At 47.4% G+C, this 22,437-nt stretch carries 15 protein-coding genes; 13 read left to right on the top strand and 2 right to left on the bottom strand.

What is annotated here, in order from left to right; genetic code table 11:
- Positions 1 to 30 precede the first annotated feature (30 nt).
- The 10 genes from QFZ81_RS20350 to QFZ81_RS20305 all read left to right on the top strand — a co-directional run bounded on the left by QFZ81_RS20350 (position 31) and on the right by QFZ81_RS20305 (position 14,187).
- A complete protein-coding gene (locus QFZ81_RS20350) occupies positions 31 to 1,866 on the top strand; it encodes a cache domain-containing sensor histidine kinase (protein WP_307604476.1) in 1,836 nt (611 codons plus the stop codon).
- Positions 1,867 to 1,980: 114 nt separating this feature from the next.
- On the top strand, positions 1,981 to 3,342 hold the full coding sequence (locus QFZ81_RS20345; protein WP_307441926.1) for an ABC transporter substrate-binding protein: 1,362 nt from the start codon (positions 1,981 to 1,983) through the stop codon (positions 3,340 to 3,342).
- A 25-nt stretch (positions 3,343 to 3,367) separates the two neighbouring features.
- A complete protein-coding gene (locus QFZ81_RS20340) occupies positions 3,368 to 4,237 on the top strand; it encodes a carbohydrate ABC transporter permease (protein WP_307604474.1) in 870 nt (289 codons plus the stop codon).
- Positions 4,234 to 5,055, top strand: a complete 822-nt coding sequence (locus QFZ81_RS20335; protein ID WP_307604472.1) for a carbohydrate ABC transporter permease — start codon at positions 4,234 to 4,236, stop codon at positions 5,053 to 5,055. The genes QFZ81_RS20340 and QFZ81_RS20335 overlap by 4 nt, the downstream gene beginning before the upstream one ends.
- 36 nt (positions 5,056 to 5,091) lie before the next feature.
- The gene (locus tag QFZ81_RS20330) at positions 5,092 to 6,681 is read left to right on the top strand and encodes a response regulator (protein WP_307604470.1); all 1,590 of its coding nucleotides are present in this window, start codon (positions 5,092 to 5,094) and stop codon (positions 6,679 to 6,681) included.
- Positions 6,682 to 6,701: 20 nt separating this feature from the next.
- Entirely contained in the window at positions 6,702 to 8,426 is a 1,725-nt protein-coding gene (locus QFZ81_RS20325) for a glycoside hydrolase family protein (protein WP_307604468.1), read from the top strand.
- Between the two features lie 24 nt (positions 8,427 to 8,450).
- Positions 8,451 to 9,110: an aspartate/glutamate racemase family protein gene (locus QFZ81_RS20320; protein ID WP_307441934.1), complete on the top strand. Its 660-nt coding sequence runs from the start codon at positions 8,451 to 8,453 to the stop codon at positions 9,108 to 9,110.
- A gap of 32 nt (positions 9,111 to 9,142) precedes the next feature.
- Positions 9,143 to 10,402 (top strand): ribulose-bisphosphate carboxylase large subunit family protein, encoded by a 1,260-nt coding sequence (locus QFZ81_RS20315; RefSeq protein WP_307604466.1) that lies wholly within the window; start codon positions 9,143 to 9,145, stop codon positions 10,400 to 10,402.
- Positions 10,403 to 10,409: 7 nt separating this feature from the next.
- Positions 10,410 to 11,828 carry a four-carbon acid sugar kinase family protein gene (locus QFZ81_RS20310; protein ID WP_307604464.1) on the top strand — a complete coding sequence of 473 codons (1,419 nt, stop codon included), beginning with the start codon at positions 10,410 to 10,412 and terminating at the stop codon, positions 11,826 to 11,828.
- Positions 11,829 to 11,904: 76 nt separating this feature from the next.
- Complete coding sequence (locus QFZ81_RS20305) at positions 11,905 to 14,187, top strand: glycoside hydrolase family 95 protein (RefSeq protein ID WP_307604462.1); 2,283 nt, start codon at positions 11,905 to 11,907, stop codon at positions 14,185 to 14,187.
- Between the two features lie 348 nt (positions 14,188 to 14,535).
- Here QFZ81_RS20305 and QFZ81_RS20300 read toward each other — a convergent pair whose 3' ends face one another.
- Positions 14,536 to 17,202 carry an alpha-L-rhamnosidase gene (locus QFZ81_RS20300; RefSeq protein WP_307604460.1) on the bottom strand — a complete coding sequence of 889 codons (2,667 nt, stop codon included), beginning with the start codon at positions 17,200 to 17,202 and terminating at the stop codon, positions 14,536 to 14,538.
- Between the two features lie 38 nt (positions 17,203 to 17,240).
- A complete protein-coding gene (locus QFZ81_RS20295) occupies positions 17,241 to 18,245 on the bottom strand; it encodes a glycoside hydrolase family protein (RefSeq protein ID WP_307604458.1) in 1,005 nt (334 codons plus the stop codon).
- 237 nt (positions 18,246 to 18,482) lie between these two features.
- Between QFZ81_RS20295 and QFZ81_RS20290 the strand changes: the two genes are divergently transcribed.
- The 3 genes from QFZ81_RS20290 (at position 18,483) to pdxA (ending at position 22,411) form a co-directional block, all read left to right on the top strand.
- On the top strand, positions 18,483 to 19,637 hold the full coding sequence (locus tag QFZ81_RS20290) for an iron-containing alcohol dehydrogenase (RefSeq protein WP_307606971.1): 1,155 nt from the start codon (positions 18,483 to 18,485) through the stop codon (positions 19,635 to 19,637).
- Positions 19,638 to 20,093: 456 nt separating this feature from the next.
- A complete protein-coding gene (locus QFZ81_RS20285; RefSeq protein ID WP_307441943.1) occupies positions 20,094 to 21,395 on the top strand; it encodes a four-carbon acid sugar kinase family protein in 1,302 nt (433 codons plus the stop codon).
- Positions 21,392 to 22,411, top strand: a complete 1,020-nt coding sequence (pdxA, locus tag QFZ81_RS20280; protein WP_307604456.1) for a 4-hydroxythreonine-4-phosphate dehydrogenase PdxA — start codon at positions 21,392 to 21,394, stop codon at positions 22,409 to 22,411. The genes QFZ81_RS20285 and pdxA overlap by 4 nt, the downstream gene beginning before the upstream one ends.
- Positions 22,412 to 22,437: the final 26 nt, after the last annotated feature.

The following is a 22,437-nucleotide window of genomic DNA, read 5'->3' as shown; positions in this document are numbered from 1 at the left end:
GATACGTTTAGTGGAGGGTAGGTCAGTCTCATGCGTGGAAGTAATCTATGGGTGGTTTTCGGGAAAATCCGATCCTTATTTTCCAAAATCCGAATCATGCTTCTCTTCAGTTATTTCATTATTATTCTTATATGCATAGCATCGGTAGGAGCTATTTCCTTCTATATTTCTTATCGCTCCGTGTTGGAGCAGGTAGAGTCGTCAAGTTTTCAAATCGTTCGACAAATAGAAAAAAACATGGATAATGATTTTCAAAACAAACGGAACCTTCTGCTGGCCCCTTATTACAGTACGGAATATATAGATGGGATTAATGCTTATGCGACAATGGATGAACAGGATCAATTCCTGTTTAGGCAAAAGCTTGAAAACTTATTTCTGAAAAGCTTCAACATCACACCAATCAGGGATTTTATCCGATTTCAAATTTATTACAGTAACGGAGAAATGTTGAATGCATCGGATAATCAGAAGTCTTGGAATGCCGAAGAAGTGCAGCAATCCGACTGGTTCCGCAAGACGGTAGACAATGATGGCCGTGTGCATTTTAACGGTCCGACTAAGGAAGCGATTTCTGGAAGCGATAATACCGCTTATTCATCGTCCATATTAATTCGAGATTTTGCTAATCCCGACTATTTTATTGTTGTACGCGCGGAATACAATGCTGAATTGTTTCATCTAATTGGTCAGAATGATAGTCTTTCCACGAACAGCAAATTGCTTGTTTTAGATCAAAATAATCAACCCATATACGCCTCTTTTGAGCAGTCTGAGCCTGTTCTCCCTAAAGAGATACTATCACGTATCACAAACGGCAGTGGAAAGTTCTGGTATGGTGGCGAGCAGGACAACTTGCTTGTTACGTATACACAGTCGGATTATTCCAATTGGAAAGTCGTACTTGTTATGCCTAAGAAGGAAATATTCGGTTCTCTGGATCGAATCAAAACGGCAACACTACTTACAGCGCTGATAGCCTTTTTAGTCACTATTTTTATTTCCTTTTTGTTCGGACAACGAATTACTAATCCAATACTGGACTTATATAAAACGATCAATCGAGTGAAAAGAGGCGACTTCTCGGTTCGTGTCCAAGTTACGAGAAGCGATGAAATCGGAAGAATCGCGATGAACTTTAATGACATGCAGGTAGAACTTCAAAAGCTAATAGAATCCAAATATATATACCAAATTAAGCTTCAGCAAGTCGAGCTTGCTATGCTCTATTCACAAATTAATCCGCATTTTCTATACAATACGTTAGATAGCATTAAGGCAATGGCCGATTATTATGAGGTCGAGAAAATCGGAGACATGGCTCAGTCACTAGCAGATATGTTCCGCTACAATATCAAAAATAAGGATGAAATGGTTACCCTACGTGAAGAGTTGGAACAAATTGATTCTTATATGAAGATTCAGGGAATCCGTTTCGAGGACAAAATTACCTATATCCAGGAAATTGAGGACGAGTTGCTCGATTACCCGCTGTTGAAAATGACGCTGCAGCCTATTGTGGAGAATGCCGTGTTCCATGGCGTGGAGCCGAAGATTGGGAAAAGCACGATTCGATTGATTGCTCTCAAAGAAGGTGAATCTTTACTCATTACAGTAAGTGATGATGGGGTCGGTATTTCGGCAGAGAGACTGAAGGCGTTGAGAAACGAGCTGAAAAAGCAGCGATTGTCAGAAGATATGCCTGTTTCTGCTGCGGGCGGAGGCATTGGTATTCGCAATGTGTACGCCAGGTATGCAATCCGTTTAGGCGAGCAATTCGAATGTAAAATAGAGAGTGAAGCGGGAAAAGGGACCCGTGTAACCCTCATGATTTCATCATGGAACTTGTTGAGGACGAATAATTAAAACTCTTAGGGTAAGAAAATTAAACATTTTTAGTCGAAATCGTGAATAGTGTCATGGAAAGCGTTTTCATATAATTATCTTGTAAGCGATTCCTAAAGGAGGGTACTACAAAAAATGAGAAAAATGAAAACGGCTTTGTCCATGTTAACGGTTTGTCTGGCAGCTAGTTCATTTACAGGATGCAGTAGTAACAGTGGCACTATAGGAACACCAGAAGCAAGCAAATCAGCGGCAGCGACGAACACGCCAATTAGCACAGCAGCTCCGACGAAAGATCCTGTCACTCTTACGTTTGTAATTCCCAATACAGTGGATGCTGTTCCTTTTAACAAAATATTCGAAGCTTATCAAAAGCAAACTGGCAATAAGGTCGAATTACAAGCTTTACCTGGTGGGGACTTCGATAATATGATGAAAACGCGGTTTTCAACAGGCGATTTCCCTGATTTATTTTTGATGCAGCCAGGTACGAAGCAGAACGTCAAATTAAGGGCCGAGGAAACGCTTCATGAATGGAGTGCAGATACAACTGTATGGGATCGAATCATTCCATCGATGAAAGAATTCCAAACAACGCCGGACAAAAAGATATATGGGGTTCCATTCGGGGCTACGGGGATGATGGGGGTTTATTACAACAAAGATGTATTTGGTAAGGTTGGCGTTCAGCCGCCTAAAAACTATGCAGATTTAATTGAGACAGCCAAGAAGATAAAAGCTACAGGCGTGACACCTTTCTATGAAGGAGTGAAGGATGGATGGCCGGCGCAAATCTTTTATTTGACAGGTTGGGTATCGGGCGTAGATCCGGCTATTGGCGATGAAGGCGTTCAGAAACTGGAAAAAAATCAACTCGGTCTTGCGGATATTCCGCAGGTGAAAGATTTATTTGCAAAGCAGAAAGAATTGAAAGATCTCGGCTTATATCAAGATAATTTGATGGCGGGAACGTATGACGAAATGCAAAGCAAGATAGGTGATGGTAAAGTAGCCATGGTGTTTATGCTCGATGGTATTATTCCACAACTGGAGAAAAAATTCAGCAAAGATTTTGTGAAAGATCACATGGGGTTCTTTCCATTCCCTTCGGCGAATGATGCAGGTACAGCGTTGATCACGCCTCCGAACCAATTAATGGTGCCTGAGAAAGCGAAACATTCGAAAGAGGCTGTCGATTTGATCAAGTTCATGGTTACTCCGGATATGGTCAATTTGTACTACCAAATAGCGCCTGGTATTCCGATCTTTAAAGATGCTAAAAGTGAATTGTATCCTGTGCAACAAACGGTAAAAGGCTTAATTGATACTGGAAAAGCAAAAATCAACGTCCAAAACCGTCTAACGCCAACATTTGCTGATTTCCAAAAAACGCTGCAAAACTTCTTCATTAATGGCAATGTAGATGCGGCAGTAAAGGAATTCGATGCCAATTATAAAAAAGACGGTAAGTCCAAACGTTTAGCAGGATTCGAATAACGCCAATTTTAAGGAGGGGGAGGCATTGGGGAAAAGCAAGTATCCACTCTATTTTTCATTTCCTGCTCTGGCTGTTTTTCTGGTGTTTTTTATAACTCCAACCCTCATTGGGTTTTATTACAGCTTCACCGATTGGAACATCAATGCCAAGGATATTCGGTTTATAGGCTTTCAAAACTATGCGGCGATCTTTCAAGAGCCGAGACTTACAACCGCTTTGTTCAATACGTTAATCTTTGCGGCTGCTGTAACGGTACTGCAGAACGTATGTGGTCTTGGCTTAGCGCTCATTCTCAATGAAGCTCTTGTGCTGCGCAATGTGCTGCGGATGATATTTTTCCTTCCTTATGTGATAGCTCCGATCATCATTGGTTATATTTTTCGTGCTATTTATCATCCTGAGCATGGGATTGTGAATCAGATTCTTGAGCAGGTTGGGCTTGCCGCACTTGCGCATGATTGGCTGAACGATCCGAAGTATGCGCTGTTTTCCATTATTGTGACGGATATATGGCGTGTAGCTGGATTTTCTATGGTCGTCTATTTGGCGGGACTTCAGTTCATTCCGAAAGATTTAACGGAAAGCGCTTCGATGGATGGAGCGCAATACTGGAGTCGGTTCCGACATATTATTTTCCCGCTGCTGGCACCAGCTTTTACCGTTAATGTATTACTTTCCATGATTGGTTCTATGAAAGTGTTTGAAATGGTTATGGTACTTACAGAAGGTGGACCGGGATATACGACAGAAGTGTTTTACACCTATATTCGCAGTATGTTCAGTTCAGGAGAGTTCGGTTATGCGACAACGGTTAACGTCGTGTTGTTCATCTTAGTTACTTGTATCGGTGTGCCGGTACTGATGAGGATGAAGAAACGGGAGGTGGAGATGTGAGACAACGGCGCAACATGCTTATTGTGCTCGAATTGGTGGCTATCTGTTTGGCACTGATGATCCTCATCCCCTTTCTGATGATCCTCGTCAACTCGTTCAAAGATATCCGCGAATCAGCGCTGTTTGGTTTATCCCTCCCCCGAGAGTGGCACTTCAGCAATTATAAGGAAATCTTTGTTCAGGCGCATATTGTACGCGGGTTCATGAACAGCTTCCTGATTTCGGGCTGCGTGGTGCTTTCAGTTAATGTGTTTGCATCTATGGCTGCTTTCATTATTCAACGAAGAGACGACCGTTTTTTGCGTACGGCGTACTATTTATTCATCATGGGCCTAATCGTGCCTGTTTCCATCGTACCGACCATCAAGCTAATGGGTGATTTGCACATTCGAGGAACGTACTTCAGCCTAATCATGTACTACACGGCCGTATTGCTCCCCTTTGCAGTATTTCTGCTAGTAGGATTCATGAAGTCAATCCCACGAGAGCTGGACGAAGCGGCGCTTCTGGAGGGCTGCGGTTATTTCCGATTGTATGTTCAAATCATTCTTCCGCTCATTATTACTGTGCTTGTAACGGTCGCGATCGTTGTCATGGTATCGGTTTGGAACGATTTTTTCGGCCCTTTCTATTTGATGACAGACAGCACGAAGTGGACGATTGTGCTCCAAATTTTTAATTTTGTTACGATGTACAGCACGAATTGGGGCGTTGTGTTCGCTTTTATGGTCGTCGTCGTAGCTCCGATATTACTTATTTATTTGTTTCTGCAAAGGTACATTATTGATGGTTTGACTGCTGGTTCTCTGAAGGGATAACAATAGGTGTAATCAAGTATCGGGAGGGTTTGGTCCATGCGAAAGGTAGTCATTGTCGACGATGAAATATGGATCCGCAGAGGACTTATTCAATCTATACCCTGGGATCGTTTCGGTCTCAGGCTTGTTGGAGAGGCAGGAGACGGGGAAGAGGCGCACACGATCGCTCTTGCCGAGAAACCGGATCTTCTTTTTCTGGATATGCGAATGCCTGGACTGGACGGCAAACAACTGCTCGGAATGCTGCATCGTGATTTACCGGATTTATTAACGATCGTCGTAAGCGGGTATTCCGACTTTGAATATACGAAAGAAGCTATCCGACAGAAAGCATTTGATTATTTATTGAAACCAGTTAAAAAAGATGAGCTAGTCTCTGTGCTGGAGAGGGCAGTAGCAAAGATGAAACAGCAGGAAAAAAAGAAGAGCACATGGCAGTTTGACAGTAAGGAAGACTGGCTTCAACGAGTTTTGTACCATGCGGTCACAGATGTAGAAGCTCATGAGAATGAGGAAGAAATTCCTCTTCCTGAAGGTTGGTCTTGCGGCGAAACCTATGTGATGGTCGGGCAGCGCGATACATTTCGAGATGGATGCGAGTCAAACAAACTTGTTGGGCAACTGCGGGAACTGTTAAACCGGAACAAACCATTCTTGTTCGGGGGAGAATGGAACTTCGTCGTAACAACCTCACCGGAAGCAAATTGGGAATTCGTTATCACTATCGTCGGTGAGCGACTGCAGTTAGAGGAAATGAATAAACTATGTCAGCTCATCCAAAGGTTGCTCAAACAATTGGAAATGGGCAGCTACAGCTTGGGCATCGGCTTGAAAAAAAAGGATGCCCACTATTTACGGCGTGCTTATCTGGAGGCCGGGCAAGCACTGAAAAAGAAAAGGCTGGGTGTGTCAGGTACCGTCCTTTGGGCTGATAATGACATGAGTAAGCAACGGGTTAATTATCCTCAGGAGAAGGAAAATGCTTTTCTCCGTTCCCTTCAAATGGGCAATAAGGAAGGGGCTCAGCAAGAATCAGACATGCTGTTTGCCGCAATTAGTGAGGATTCAATGACTGTAGATCATTTACAGAGGAGCGCCTTTTTGCTCGTCCACTCTATCGAGAAACAGCTTCGAGGAACGGAAAATCGGCTAGAGGAAGTATGCGGTAAAAATCCGCAGATGTATACAGAGATGATCCAGCACCGGAACGATGCGGCATCCGTAAAACGGATTTTCGATGAAGAGATCATTCCCTCTGTGCTCGCGTACTACAAACGTTCGCGTGAAAAGCAGGGCAAGAAGATTGTCCGTATGATTCAGAATATGATAGAAAATAACTATGATCAGCCGCTTTCCCTTCATCAGATTGCTGAAAGTCATTACATGAACACGGATTATGTAAGCCGTTTATTTAAAAAAACGACAGGTCACAATTTTGTTGATTATATGACGGATTTCCGGATTAATAAATCGAAAGAACTGATGAAATTGTCTACCTATAAAAATTACGAGATTGCGCAAATGGTTGGCTACGAGGACTACCGATATTTTAGTCAAATCTTTAAGAAAAAAACAGGCATGACCATTGGTAAATATCGGATAGCCGCCGAAACTGCTAATCATTGATGACTAAGGAGTGAATGTAGATGGTAAGACGACTTATTCCCGATACTCTGATGCTGGAAGAACGAGCAGGACATGCTATTAATGCCATGGTGGGGATGGCTGACAAGGATCACAATTATATTCCGTTCTTTAATGCGGATCTGTTACACAAGCCTGCTTTTATGACACATGGTGATTGGGATTACGGCTCTTCGCATGGCAGGATGATCGATGGATTGATTCTTGCAAGACATATGTCGGGGGAAACATTCGGTAAGGATGTAGAGGAGCATTACCGTGCTAACTTGCTCTCCTTCTTTAAAGAGGATGGCATGAGCTACCGCCAAATTAATCCCTCCCGTAATTGGGAGCCAAACGCTAATCTGATCGATCAACGTGCCGTTATTTTATCTTTGACGACATGGTTTATGGAAACAGGTGACCCGAAAGTAAAGGAAGCAGCAGACCGTCATGTGGCAGCGCTGAAAAGAATTGCTATCAAAGAGCGCGATGTGTGGTACTATCCGGCATCCGAATACAAAGAAACAGGTTGGCCTTCCGCCAATGGCGTGCAGCTGAGGCTCGCTCCAGATCCGGCTGCGTTCTGTGGCCGATTGGTCATGCCGCTCTTGAAATATCACGAATTGACAGGGAATCAGGATGCTTATGATTTGTGTCAGTTTTTCACGGCTCTGATCATAGAGCGCAGCGGCGTCTTTCATCCGGATGGCAGCTTTAACGATTCGTTGGCTTACCGCAGCGGTCATTTCCATACGCGTCTGGGCACACTCGATGCAATTGCCCGATTCGGTACCTTCACGGGCGATGCGGCGATGATCAGTTGGGTGAAGAAGTGCTACGATTGGGCGCTAACCAAATGCACGGCGTTTGGCTGGACGCCTGGAGATTTGCATGAACAAGCTTATGAGCATGAAACTTGCTCCCTTGTGGATTTGATTGCGACAGGAATAACCCTGGCTAAGAGCGGTTACGTGGAGTACTGGGGAACGGTAGAGCGCTTCCTGCGCAACCATTTGACGGAATCACAGCTTCTGGATTTGGATTGGGTTGAACAGACAGATGATAAATCGAATGACATTCCAGCTAACAAGTCATTTTACAAAGTGGCCGAGCGTACACGGGGATCTTTTGCCGGCTATTCAGCTCCTAACGATTTCATAAGCGATGTAAATGAAGGCCGGGGACATACGAGCGATTTGCAATTATGCTGTCTCGGTTCAGGCACGCGCGGACTGTTCATGGGCTGGAGCAACAGCATCACCGAGAAAAATGGGGCAATCAGCATCAACTTCCTCCTGAACCGAGGCTCCAAATGGCTTGATGTGAGCAGTTATTTGCCGCATGAAGGCAAAGTCATTATTGATGTTCATATGGATGTGCCACGACTTCAAATTCGGATTCCGGAATGGGCCGGTTTTACGAAAATCCGCTTTACTCGCGAGGTTCATGGTCAGGTTACGGAAGGAAAAGGTAGCGAGGAGAGCAGATGGGTCAATAAGCATTTCCTACTGCTAGGTCCAGCAACTGCCGGGGAAAAAATTACGGTAACTTTCCCTCTCAGCTTCCGCAAAACATTGGAAAACGCCGTGGGTCAGACGTTCGAAGCGGAATGGCGCGGTGATGATGTCGTGAATATTACGCCAAAAGGCGAGAAGAAGCCGCTCTACAGTGGTCGTAAAGTATACAATGAGGCACCGATGCGTGAAGGCGATTACCGCAGGTTGGAGAAAGAATTTGTGTGGTAGAGGTTGTATTTTAGAGGAGGAAGAATGATGAAGACTGTTGTAGCTGTCTATACCGGCCAAGGTTTGGCCGACCCGCTCAAAGCGGTGTTTAAGGAACTGCTCCCGGATTGCAGGCTTGTGAACATTATCGATGATAGCCTGATTGGCGATGTGGTGCAAGCAGGGCATGTTCCGCCGGGAGTGGCACGAAGATTAATCCAGTATTTTCATCATGGAGAAGAAATTGGAGCCGATGTGATCCTGAATACATGCTCCTCCGTAGGCGAAGTTGTTGATGATGCGCGCCGACTCATCGGTGTACCCATTGTGAAAATTGATGAATCCATGGCAGCAGCGGCTGTTAGCTATGATCGTATCGCAGTGCTGGCGACTCTGCCATCAACATTAGAACCTACGATGCGGCTCATACAGAAGCAAGCAGAGGCAGCTGACCGACAAGTGACGCTCGTCAATGGACTTGCTGAAGGCGCATTTGATGCGCTTGTTGGCGGTAAACCTGAGGAACACGACCGCATTTTGTTGGAGACGGCAAAGCGGATTGCAGATGCGGCTGACGTGCTTGTACTAGCACAGGGTTCGATGGCACGCATGGAACAGAAACTCAAAGAATTAACCGGTAAACCGGTGCTCTCTTCTCCTCGAATGGGCGTTGAAGCAGTTAAAGCTTTGCTGGAAAAAGCATAACAGTAGCAAGCATAGCAGAGGGGAGAGGCAGGATGAATCAAGAACGTGTTAGGGCTACCTATCTGGTAGAAACGCCATATTCTTTAGAACGTGCAGCAGCGACGATTGCTGGGGAACAATCAACGGGTACCTTTACATCTGTCCCAGGGGAAACGGATGAATTAAAAGCGAAGTACGGCGCAATTGTTGAACATATAGAACAGCTTGCAGAAGTAGATATACCTTCCTTACCGGGAGCGAAGCCGCCCGCTGGGCATGACGGCAAGTACCGTCAAGGGCGCGTAACGGTCTCATTTCCGCTGCATAATTTTGGCCCTTCGATTCCTAACTTGCTTGCAGCGGTAGCCGGAAATCTGTATGAACTCCAGGAACTCTCAGGACTACGTCTATTGGATCTGGATTTACCGCAATCGTTTACGACCCGCTATCCTGGACCGAAGTTTGGCATTGCAGGCACTAGAAAGCTGACTGGGGTGTATGATCGACCCATTCTAGGCACAATTATTAAGCCCAGTATAGGGTTATCTACGGAACAATTGTCAGAACTCGTAAAGAAGCTTGCTCTAGCAGGGATGGATTTTATCAAAGATGACGAGTTGAATGCAAATCCTCCGTGTGCTCCCTTGGAGCAAAAAGTAAAAGCGGTTATGGAAGCCGTCGAACGAGCTGCGGACGCTACCGGTAAGAAGCTGATGTATGCTTTTAATATTACAGGTGACATTGACGAGCTTCGCCGAAATCATGATCTCGTCGTGAAATCAGGAGGCACATGCGTTATGGTCAGCATATTGAGTGTGGGACTGAGCGGCCTTGCTTACTTGAACCAGTACAGTGAAGTGCCGATTCATGGTCATCGTAATCAATGGGGGATGCTGACAAGGAGCCCCCTGCTCGGCATAGAATTTACCGCATATCAAAAGTTATGCCGTCTGGCAGGTGCCGACCATCTTCATGTCAATGGCTTTAACAGCAAATTCTATGAAAGCAACGAATCCGTATTGCGTTCTATTCAAGCTTGCACATCGCCGTTATTAGGCGGGTATCATTCGATGCCTGTCATTTCGTCTATGCAGTGGGCGGGGACAGCTCCAGTCACCTATGAGGCTACACGTTCCGTTGATGTGATGCACTTGGCCGGTGGCGGCATGCTCGCACATCCAGATGGTCCAGCAGCAGGATTTGAGAGCATGAAGCTCGGCTGGGAGGCCGCTGTACAAGGATTTTCTCTTGACAGCTATGCTAAGCAGCACCCGCCGCTTCAACGTGCGATAGAGAAATACGGGAGAGGTTGAAGCGCCTATGAACGGGATGAAGCTAGTCGATAATCAGGATGAGGCTCAAGATCAGATTAAGCGATTGTTATGTTATTATGGTGACGATTTTACCGGGTCAACTGATGTACTCGAAGCTTTGTTTCAGGCAGGGTTGAAAACGATCTTGTTTCTGGAGCCACCTTCACCGGAAATGCTGCGGGAGCAGTTTCGAGACGTGGATTGTTATGGGGTGGCGGGTGTGGGACGGTCTTTATCACCTGGAGAGATGGAGAAGGAATTACGTCCGTTGTTTACAACGATGAAGATGACCGGAGCGGTTGTTGTGCATTATAAGATATGCTCAACGTTTGATTCTTCACCTGATATCGGAAGTATCGGAAAAGCGATGGAGATCGGCAGGGATGTATTCGGTGGACGTTATGTGCCTTTATTAGTGGGCGTGCCCTATTTACGAAGGTATACACTCTTTGGCAATCATTTTGCGGCAGCAGGAGAGCGCATACATAGGCTCGACCGCCATCCTACGATGTCGCAGCATCCCGTGACTCCGATGGTAGAAGCGGATATACGGAAGCATTTGCAAAAGCAAACGAAAATGCAAACTTCATTGTTTGATATTTTAGCGCTTGAAGGACCCGATGTAGAGGTGCATGGGAAATTAGAGCAATTAATTGAAAACGAACGGCCTGATGTCGTGTTATTCGATGTTCTGGATGAGCCTCGATTAGAAAAAGTAGGCCGTTCGATCTGGCAGGAAGCGAATGATGGCGAGGGATTGTTTGTAGTCGGCTCATCAGGTGTTGAATACGCGCTCAATGCTTGCTGGAAAGCAGATGGTATCTTAGCACCCGCAGAGCAAGATGTAGTTGCGGTTGAATCTGTCGATCGTCTTTTAGTGGTGTCGGGCAGCTGCTCACCAGTTACAGATAAACAAATTCAGCGTGCTTTGGAGGCAGGATTCACCGGAATTCGGGTTCCGATGAATGAATTGATCCAACCGGAGCTGGCTCAGGAAGCGCAGTTGCGATTGCAGCAAGAGGCGCGATCGGTGCTGGAGAGCGGTCGAAGTGTGGTACTGTATACAGCCTCGGGACCACAAGACCAGACGATTGCTCTCATTCGTGAAACGCTTGCTGCACAAGGGCTTAAGGCCGAAGACAGCGGGCGTCTGCTGGGCAAGGCGCTTGGTATGCTGACCAGAGAATTAGTGGTAGAGACAGGTCTTTCTCGCATTCTTATCGCTGGCGGGGATACATCAGGCTATATAACCCGTGAGTTGGGTATTTATGCACTAGCCTGTAAGGCGGCGCTGGAGCCTGGTGGACCTTTATGCCGTGCATATTCGACAGAGGCGCAGTTTGACGGTCTGGAGCTTGTACTGAAAGGCGGGCAAGTCGGTGGTGAGAATTTTTTTGAGAAGGTAAGAGTTGGCACGTCATTGTAAAAATTGTGCATGGCTATGCGGTATGACGTTCGGGTGGCGAAGGTCGTGGTATTGCATAAATACTTGGGAGGTATTCATGGATAAAATTTGGTTTCGGCAGCCGGCTGCCGAATGGAACGAAGCGCTGCCGATTGGGAATGGCAGGCTGGGGGGCATGATTTTTGGCAAGGTTGCCAAGGAAAAAATTCAGCTGAACGAGGATTCGGTTTGGTATGGGGGACCGAAGGAACGCGACAATCCGGATGCCCTGCAGCATCTTCCGCAAATCCGTCAATGGATCGCGGAAGGGCAAATCCGCAAAGCGGAGCAGCTTGCGGTAATGGCGCTTTCTGGCGTCCCGGAGGGGCAGCGCCACTATATGCCGCTCGCCGATTTGACGCTGGCGTTTACCGGTCACGAAGATGAGGTCGAAGATTATCTGAGGGAGCTTGACTTAAGTACTGGCATCGCATCCGTATCTTACCGAACGGGCGGTGTTCGTTATAAACGCGAGATGCTTTCAAGTCACATCGATCAGGTGTTGGCGGTTCGGCTGGAGGCTGACAGGCCTGGCGCCTTATCGTTAACCGCGCGTCTGATGCGGGGCGAGAAAAATAAGTATGTAGAACAAATAGGCAGGCTGTCCGATCACAGTATTGCGATCCGAGGCAATTGCGGCGGCGGTGGGTCCGAATTTTGTGCCGTATTGTTTGCGGAGGCTCAAGGAGGCGCCGTCAGCGTTATCGGTGAACATTTGATCGTGGATCGAGCCGACAGTTTGACACTCTACATAGCGGCAGCCACCTCATTCCGTTACGAAGATCCGGAGGCAGTATGCGTCAGACGGGTAGAGGAAGCGGTATCGAAAACGTACCCGCGGTTGAAGGACGACCATCAGGAAGACTTCGGACGTCTGTTTGACCGAGTTTCCTTTAAGCTGGAACCCCCTTCGGAAGAAGCTAAGGATTTACCAACAGATAAGAGGCTTGAGCGGGTTCGCGAGGGCGGCGAAGATTCAGGGATCATCCCGCTCTATTTTCAATATGGTCGGTATTTGCTCATATCCAGCAGCCGTCCAGGCTCCTTGCCTGCCAACTTGCAGGGTATTTGGAATGATAAAATTGAGCCGCCGTGGGACAGCAAATATACGATCAATATTAATGCTCAGATGAATTATTGGCCTGCGGAAACATGTAATTTGTCGGAGTGCCACGAGCCACTGTTCGACCTGATCGAGCGGATGCGCGAGCGCGGACGGAAGACCGCACAAATCATGTACGGCTGCCGAGGATTCGTTGCGCATCACAATACGGATATTTGGGGCGATACTTCTCCGCAGGACATATATATTCCGGCAACGTACTGGCCGATGGGCGCTGCATGGCTTTGTTTGCACCTGTGGGAGCATTTCGAATTTGGCGGCGACCGCGAATTTTTGCTGCGAGCTTATGAAACGATGAAAGAATCGGCATTGTTCTTTCTTGACTATTTAATAGAAACTCCGGACGGCAGGCTGGTGACCTGCCCATCCGTATCGCCGGAAAATACGTACGTGCTGCCAAATGGGGAAAGAGGCTGCCTCACTATGGGCCCGGCGATGGATAATCAAATCTTACATGCTTTGTTCTCAGGATGTATTCGGGCAAGCGAATTGTTGGAAGCGGATGAAGCGCTGCGGGAAGAGTGGATTCATGTCCGCAGTCGGCTTCCGGAGCCGAAAATCGGCCGTTACGGCCAACTGCAGGAATGGCTCGAGGATTACGAAGAGAAGAAGGCCGGACACCGGCATATTTCCCATCTGTTCGGACTTCATCCCGGCAGTCAAATTAACGTTCGGGAAACACCGGCATTGGCCGAGGCAGCGCGCAAAACGTTGGAGCGCAGACTTGCACACGGAGGCGGGCATACCGGTTGGAGCCGGGCGTGGATCATCAATTTCTGGGCTCGTCTGGAAGACGGAGAGGCCGCATATGAGAACGTCATGGCTCTGCTAAGCAAATCGACACTGCCGAATCTGCTTGATAACCACCCTCCGTTTCAAATCGATGGCAACTTCGGGGGAACTGCGGGCATCGCCGAAATGCTGCTGCAAAGCCATGCCGGAGAACTTCACTTGCTGCCGGCGCTGCCAATGGCATGGTCGGACGGAGAAGTGAAGGGACTGAGGGCACGAGGGGGCTTTGAGGTGGATATCAAATGGAGGAGCGGAAAACTCGAAACGGCCGAGGTACGATCGCAGCTCGGTGGTATTTGTCGTCTTCGAACGAGTGTCGAAGTTCGTATAGTTGGAACTGAACTCTTAAAAGATTATTCGCTATTGGATCAAGTGGTGTGGTTTAAGACGGTCCCCGGAATGGCTTATGTCATCGAGTCGGTCTAAATCGTGATCCTATGTAAGTAGAAAAAGAGCTGTCCACCTTGTAGTCCTACACTGGTCGAAAGCTCTTTTTTTTGTTGTTGAAGGTTCCCAAAAGTAATATAACGGTTGAAATTGCCCATTTGAAGCGAAATCGACACGAAACATTGTACTTTTGAGACTGTCGATCAATATAAGTCTCAAAAAAGCTTTTTAAATATGTCGAATTAATTGATTTTCAGCGAGATTTATAGAATAAGAGCCTCTTTGTAAGGTTGTTTTTCATCGTTCCAGATGCTTGGGAAAGCGGAAGCGGGTTTGTAACGATGTTTTTCAATCTTACAGACGAGAAAAGAGCGGACCTGTAAAATGTTATATTTCGCTATTAAAACAGTACTGTCCCGAAGATACGCGAAGGACGGCATACCCGGCTTCATAACCGATGATCTCGACGCACGGTACTTTCTCAATCATAGATCCGTTTTCTGTAATCGCGTCCATGGATATCGCCGGGACGTATACATCTCCTGAACAGTTTGCAGGAATGACCACGTTTAACGTCAACTGATTATGATCAGTTCGCTTCCAAACTACACGCAAACATCCAATTGGCAGCTGGTGCTCAGCCTTGACTTCTTCCAATCCTTGGGGGAATGCCGGTTTAATCGTCACCTTATAACTTTCAAAGTCAGGGTCATATCGATAATCGATTCCAGCCAAACCGGCGTATAACCATTCCTCCAAGTGACCGAGCATAAAATGGTTTTGCGATTTGCCAACGGTCGGACCGTCCCACGCTTCCGTCAACGTCGTCGCACCGTGTGCGATTTGATATCCGTAGCTCGGATGATCAGTTTGTCGAGTCATTTCGTAGATGATGTCCGAACGGCCATTCAGCGCGAGTGCAAGCAGCACATAACGATGCCCGACATCGCCCGCTGTCGTATGATAACCATGCAGACGAATGTCTTCGATCACTCGGGATAGTACGGTTTCCTTATACGGCTCATCGACAAGCCCCAATACAAGCGGCATGGCGTTCGAGGTTTGACTGCCTGTCGCATAACGGGATGTTTCCCGTTCAAAAAATGCGTCATTAAACGCCGATTTGATCTTCTCCCGCAGGGCTGCGTAGTTGACGGCGTCCTGGCTGTTGTTTAACAAGCTTGCGATTTGTGCGAAAATATCTACGATATGGTAAAACATCGCTGTTTCAGTATGAGAGACTGGTGTCTTTTGTGCGAACCCGGGTCCTTTTTCCCCGACATCATACCAATCACCAAGCCCTTGACTGACGATTAAATGATCGGAGCCTTCTGTCACGTAATCGATGTACGCTTTCATACCCTCATAATGCTCGGCCAAAATCCGAGTGTTGCCGTACATACGAAATAGGTTCCATCCTGTCAGCACATACGCACCGCCCCACGAAACGGAATCGCGGAAACAGCGCCACTTATCGGAAAACACGACATATTCGGGTGCCGTCGTTGGCACCATCCCACTGGGCAGTTGGGCATCTCTGATGTCTTCCATCGTTTTCGTTAACAAGGGTTCAATCTGATAATTGAATGCTACGGCAGAGCCCATCAGATGGACTTGTTCCAACCATCCGAGCTTTTCTCGATGGGGACAATCCGTAAACAGGCTTTTCATGTTGCTAAGAATCGCTTGATTAATAATCTTGTGCGTCCGGTTCAGCATAGTATCCGAGCTTTCGAACCTTCCTAAAAATTTCGTATCTGGGTAGATCATCTGTCCTTCAATGGTGACAAGAACGGGGTAATCCGTAGGGGACCCGGACGAATCTGCGGGAATAGCGCTTTCGATTTGTACATAACGAAAACCGTAATAGCTGAACCGAGGCGACCAGATTTCTTCTCCGTTTCCTTTCAGGATGTAGGAAAATCTGTATGGGGAACCGGTCCATTTTTGATTGGCCGTACCGTCATCCTTCAATAGTTCTGCTGGGGATAGGGTGATCTTGGAACCTTCCTGACCAACAACGGATATTTCAACCCATCCTGAAAAGTTTTGCCCGAAATCGGCGACATACACGCCTGGTGTAGGTTGCGATATGCTCACTGGTTTGAAGGTCTGCATGACTTTCAAAGGAGAAAGCGCTTGTGATTTCAGCTTTCCAACAGGCGGGGCAACCTCGGCAGCGTATCCCCAGGCTTCGCGTTCCGTGAAACCGGGCAAATCCCAACCCGCTTGCACACGGCGTGCGTCAAAGTCCTCGCCTCCATATATGCATGAAAAGGTGATCGGTCCCGCAGAGGTTTCCCAGTCCTGATTACTGGCAATCGTGACGGTCGTTCCATCGGTATGCGTGATTTCGAGCTGGATCAGACATCTCGGGGTACCAAAGGAATGTTTGAATTTGCTGTAACGGCCGCCCGTCACGTTGAAAAATCCATTCCCGAGCATAACGCCCACCGCGTTAGCGCCATTTTTCACTTCGTCAGTCACATCGTAAACGCAGTAGAGACAAGTTTTGTCAAAGTTAGTCCATCCGGGCGTAAGCACATGATCGCTGACCTTGTTTCCGTTTAACCGAAGCTCGTATTGTCCCAAACCGCATATGTAAGCTCTTGCTCTTTCCACAGATTTATCTAGGTTGAATTCATATCGGAACAAAGGAAGCGAAGCACGTTCCTGCGGCTCTCCGTCAGGTTCACCAATCCAACGGGCTGCCCAATCATTCTCGTTTAAAAGTCCCATTTCCCACCATGATACCGGACTTTCCGACATCTGATCGTTTTGATCCCAAAACTGAAGCTTCCAATAGTAGCGAGTGCGGGACTGTAGCGGAGGGCCTTCATATAGAATATGTACGTTTTTCCTGCTGGCCATTTTCCCGCTATCCCATAGGAAGCGCTGCACACATTCCTCTTCGGTTGACACCACGATCCGGTAGGCTGTTTGCATTTGTGAGCGAATGAGACCGGATTTGTAGCTCCAGCCGAAAGCAGGGCGTGTGACATCGACCCCAATAGGGCATATTTTGCTTTCAACAAACATTTCATCCAGGTGCATCGGTTTGAGTCTCCTTTTAACCATCCTCTAATAGGAATTCATTGACGAAAGACATCTTGCGAGGCGGCCACACTAATCGTTCGGAACTCTTTACCGTAATTTTTTGTCGGATCGCCATCCTTATAGGGTCTGCAGGAGCAATAGAAGTGATATAGCACGCCATTATGCGTAATGACGGAAGGCTTATGGGCAAAAATGGAGTCGATGGTTCCCTCTTCTCCAACGCGAATGATCGGATCGGGATATTTGTCCCAATGTAAAAGATCCTTCGAAAGCGCAATCCCTTCTTGTGCTTGCTTGTAATTATAGCCAAAGAAATACATAACCCATTGGTCTTTATCCTGTAAAACACAAGGGTCGCTGACAAAACCAGAGTCCCATCTTTCCGGAGAGACACATAATATGGGGTTTTGCTCGTATCTTTGCCAATGCATCAGGTCAGTGGAGAGAGCAACGCCTGTCTGTTCGATCCATTTCCCCTTATTCGTGTTTTTGGCATTATAAAACAAATAGAAAGTGTCTTTATGTTCAATTAGGCATTCCTTGTATAAACCGCCTTTTTCCCAATCCGCACCTGCCTCCGGGGTTAGAATCGGATCAGAGTATCTGTGCCACTCCAGCAGCTGTTCATCTTCCGTCCATGCGATTCCGATTTTTGCCGAACCTTCTTCGTACCCGAACTCAGGATAGGCGTGATAGAGCAGCCAGTATTTGTTGTTCCATTTCTTGAGCAATGGTGGAGCATCGATCTGATTTTCCTTCAAGATCCATGTTCCTGCTATATTTTTCGAATCCCAGCCTGAACCTTCATCTCGTCGTAAAATCACACTTAGGTGATCCCAGTGTAACAGGTCTTTGCTTGTGGCCAAGGCTGTTTGATAACCCGTACCGTCAAACCCTACATACATCATGTAAAACTTATCGTTATGCTGAAAGACAAAGGGGCAATCAACAGCACGTTCATCAAAATGACTGGGGACGCCGGATCCGACAAGCACCGGTCTACCCAATTTATATGGTGTTACATAGGGCGCAATATTCATCGTTTTCACACTCCTCAACTGTGGTTAGAACTTGTGACAGATGTAACTTATTTTAAGATTACTATCATACATCTTCCTACTGAGGGGGGGATTGAATCCGATATATAGGGCGATTGAATCTTCAACTTACAGCTGCATTGACATCGCCTGTAAGCGGGCGTAGGATGAGGGGAAATTGTGGAAGTTTCGTTCGGAAGGGGGACTACAGTGAAAGCCGATTATGTATCCAATCCGTACATGTTTCAGACAGCTGGCAGCATTGTCGCCGGACGTAATACCATCGCCCAACTGATTCCGCGAATCAAGTTGCTCGGCGAATTTCGGCATGCGGTGATCGTTACACAGCCTTCTATAGTAGCGCTGGGGGTTATCGAGCAAATCGGCGTCGAGCTCAAGCAAGCGGGTATATCCAGCCATTGTATAACAGAGGTGAAGCCAGAACCGACCGTTGACAATATACGCGCAGTATTCGCTAATATATCCGCAGAACCTGTGGATTTGTTGATAGGTATTGGTGGAGGAAGCGTTCTCGATGCTACGAAAATATTTTCCGTTTTGCTGACTAATCCAACGGACGTGCAGAGTTTGATCGGCACCGATCTCGTTTCGCAACCGGGCATCCCGACAGTTCTAGTGCCGACGACTTCGGGCACCGGTTCCGAAGTGACGCCCAATGCGATTGTAACCGTTCCCGAAGAACAGTTGAAGGTCGGTGTAATTAGCAGGCATTTGCTACCCAAGCTGGTCATTATCGATCCAGTTTTGACGGTAAGCCTGCCGCAACCGATTACGGCAGCAACGGGAATGGATGCTTTTACACATGCCTTAGAATCGTATATATCCAATAAGGCCAACCCGATAAGCGACATGTTTGCTTTGGAATCAATACGCTTGATTGCAGACAGTCTGGTTCATGCCTATCATAATGGCTCGGATCTCGGAGCGAGGGAGAAAATGCTGCTCGGGTCGATGTACGGCGGCATGGCATTGAGTGCGGCAGGCACAGCAGCCGTACATGCGCTCGCTTATCCGCTCGGGGGCAAGTTCAACATTTCGCACGGAGTTGCCAATTCAATGCTGCTGCCGCATGTCATGGCCTATAATATGGATGCCATATCTGGGCGGCTTGGAAACGTAGCCCATGCCATGGGACTACAGGTGGAAAAAGGGGGAGGGAAGGACTCATCTGAACGGGTGATCGAGCAGATTTTTGAGTGGACTTCAGAGATGCATATCCCGCAAAATTTGCGTGAATTCGGCATTACGGAACAGGATGTGGATGATTTGGCGATCGCAGCATCGAAGGTCACCAGGCTTTTAAATAATAATCCGAAGCCAATGGACTTGGAATCGATCAAGTCGGTTTACTGGAAACTGTTCCCAAAATTATAAAACGAGTACTATATACATCAACATCAAAGCGAGATGAGCGGATGAGCCATCGTTCAATAAATAAGAGCTTCCAGGGACTTCTAATTCTTTGTCATAAGATCGGATCCTTAAAATAGCAGTCTCCAAAGACCTTTATCTGTTTGATTTTCACCGAAATGAAGAAAAGCCTTAAGAATAAGAGCCTCTACGGGCTCCTATTTCCACTAAATGTGATAAAAATGGCAAATTAACAGCCTCTAAAGACTCTTATTCGCAAGAATGCCCCTCACCAGATAAAATTTGTTTAGAAAGCGTTCTAGTTGTTGGTCGTTGGTCGTTTCTGAGCGAATGCTTACGAAGCAAGTTTTGATAAGAAAAGGTCAGTGAGTGCTTACGTAGTAGGTTTTCTAGTGAAAACTCAGCTAATTCTTACGAAGTAAGTTTTGCTAAAGCAAAACGCTAAGGAGGAAACCGCAATTGAAAATTGCCGTCATAGCTGATGACCTTACGGGAGCGGGGGATACTGGCGTACAGTTTGCCAAACGTGGGCTGCAAGTATCCGTGCTTCTGCAATTTGTGTCCGAGTCATGCGCGGTGTCAGAGCGGGATGTGCTCGTACTGGATACCGACAGCCGTTCCCTAGATGCCGAATCGGCATACCAAAGAGCTGCGGAGGCATCGAGGTGCGCTCAGGCTTTCGAGGCGGATGTTGTGTTTAAAAAAATCGATTCCACCTTGCGTGGGAACCTTGGGTCCGAAATTGACGCCGTTTACGACACATTTCGTCCCGATTTCGTCGTCATCGCCCCTGCCTATCCGGAAACCGGCCGTCTGGTTCGGGAAGGCAGATTGTATGTTCATGGAAAACCGCTGCATGAAACCGAGTTCGCAAACGATCCGAAAACGCCGGTCACCGAATCATATATCCCCGAATTGCTGCGGCACCAGACGAAGCAACCTTTTGAAGTCATCCCATCCGGGATATTAGCGGAAGGGAAAAGCTCTATAGAACTGGTTTTGCAAAGCTGCATGTCTCGGGGAGTCAGCTACTTACTAGTAGATTCGGCCGATGATGAAGACCTGCGGCGTATCGTTTCCTTGATCGGGGAGACGACTTACGCAGTCGTTTGGGTCGGTTCAGCCGGCTTGGCGCGACAACTGGCTATTCAACATTCGTCTTTAACACAGCCCTCGCCACAGGAATGTCGCAAAACGGACGGACCAATACTTATCGTGATTGGCAGCGTCAGTCCTCGGTCGCGTCGCCAATTGGATGTCCTTCTCAGTAATCCGGAAGTACGGGGCATCCGGATGGAGGCTTACCAGCTCGTATCGGGCAAAACCGAAAGGGAGCAGGAATTGGCGAAAGCGGAGGAAGAAGCAGCGTTGACCTTAAGCGCAAACCTTCATACGGTGTTATATTCGTCAGGTGACCGGGAAGCCATACGACTCGCTCAGGATGCTGGAGTACGAAATGGCATGGATGCGCAAAAAGTCAGCAACGCGGTATCGCAAGCTTTGGGGGAATCCGTGTCCCGTGTACTGAGACGAGTTAGGGTTGGAGGGATCGTCATGACTGGAGGCGATACTGCAAAACATGTTTGCTCAGCTCTCCAAGCGATCGAATTCCGTGTGTTTGACGAGGTGGAAAGCGGTGTGCCGATTGGACTGCTCATGATGGACGAACCGCTTCCGGCGGTCACCAAAGCGGGAGGATTTGGATCGGATCAAGTGCTGCTGCGAGCGTTGGAGTCATTGAATGGAGGAATCGGGATATGAAACCAATTATTGGAATTACAATGGGCGATGCATCAGGCATCGGACCTGAAATAATCGTGAAAGCGCTGCATCATGCTCCGGTATACGAAACCTGCCGTCCGCTCGTGATTGGCGACCCCGTTATGTTGAAACGGGCTCTTCAGATCGTGGGAGGTTCGGCTTCCATACATACAGTGTCAGGATCATCAGAGGGGCGTTACGAATACGGCAGCATCGATTGCTTGGATATACGTCTGCTCCCACCGAATCTTCCATTCGGTAAAGTATCCGCCGATGCGGGACACGCCGCTTATAAGTTCGTTGAGAAAGCAGTGGAATTGGCGTTAGCCAGGCAAATTGACGCCATATGCACCGCCCCGTTAAACAAGGAGGCTCTGCATAAGGGTGGTCACCTATATCCGGGTCATACGGAAATATTGGCAGGATTGACGAGTACCGAAGACTATTGCATGATGCTCACTGCCCCGAAGCTGAAGGTCATACATTTGACTACACACGTCGGATTAATTCAGGCGATCGAGATGATCGACCCGGAGCGGACATACAAAGTGATTAAGCTGGCGCATGAAACGTTACGGAGGGCTGGAAATGATAGACCGCGTATCGCCGTTTGCGGGATTAATCCGCATGCAGGGGAGAATGGCTTGTTTGGGAACGGGGAGGAAGAACAGAAACTGATTCCCGGCATCATGCAGGCAGCGGAAGAAGGTGTGGACGTTACCGGCCCTTATCCAGCGGATACACTATTTTATCGGGCTGTTCGCGGGGACTTTGACATTGTAGTGGCTTGTTATCATGATCAAGGACATGTTCCGATCAAAGTGCTCGGCATTGAAGCAGGCGTGAATATCACGATCGGGTTGAACGGAGGCATCATCCGCACCTCAGTCGATCATGGAACGGCCTTTGACATTGCCGGTACAGGTAAAGCGGATGAACGAAGTATGTTGGCAGCGATCCGCTCTGCGATTGAGCTTGCGCCCAAACGGATTGACAACCTTTCACAAAACATATAACCGATGTATTCTACTATCCGATCCAT

Source organism: Paenibacillus sp. V4I9 (assembly GCF_030817295.1).
Taxonomy (GTDB): domain Bacteria; phylum Bacillota; class Bacilli; order Paenibacillales; family NBRC-103111; genus Paenibacillus_E.
Note: the sequence above shows the minus strand (reverse complement) of the source record. Positions and strands in the feature narration are given on the sequence as shown.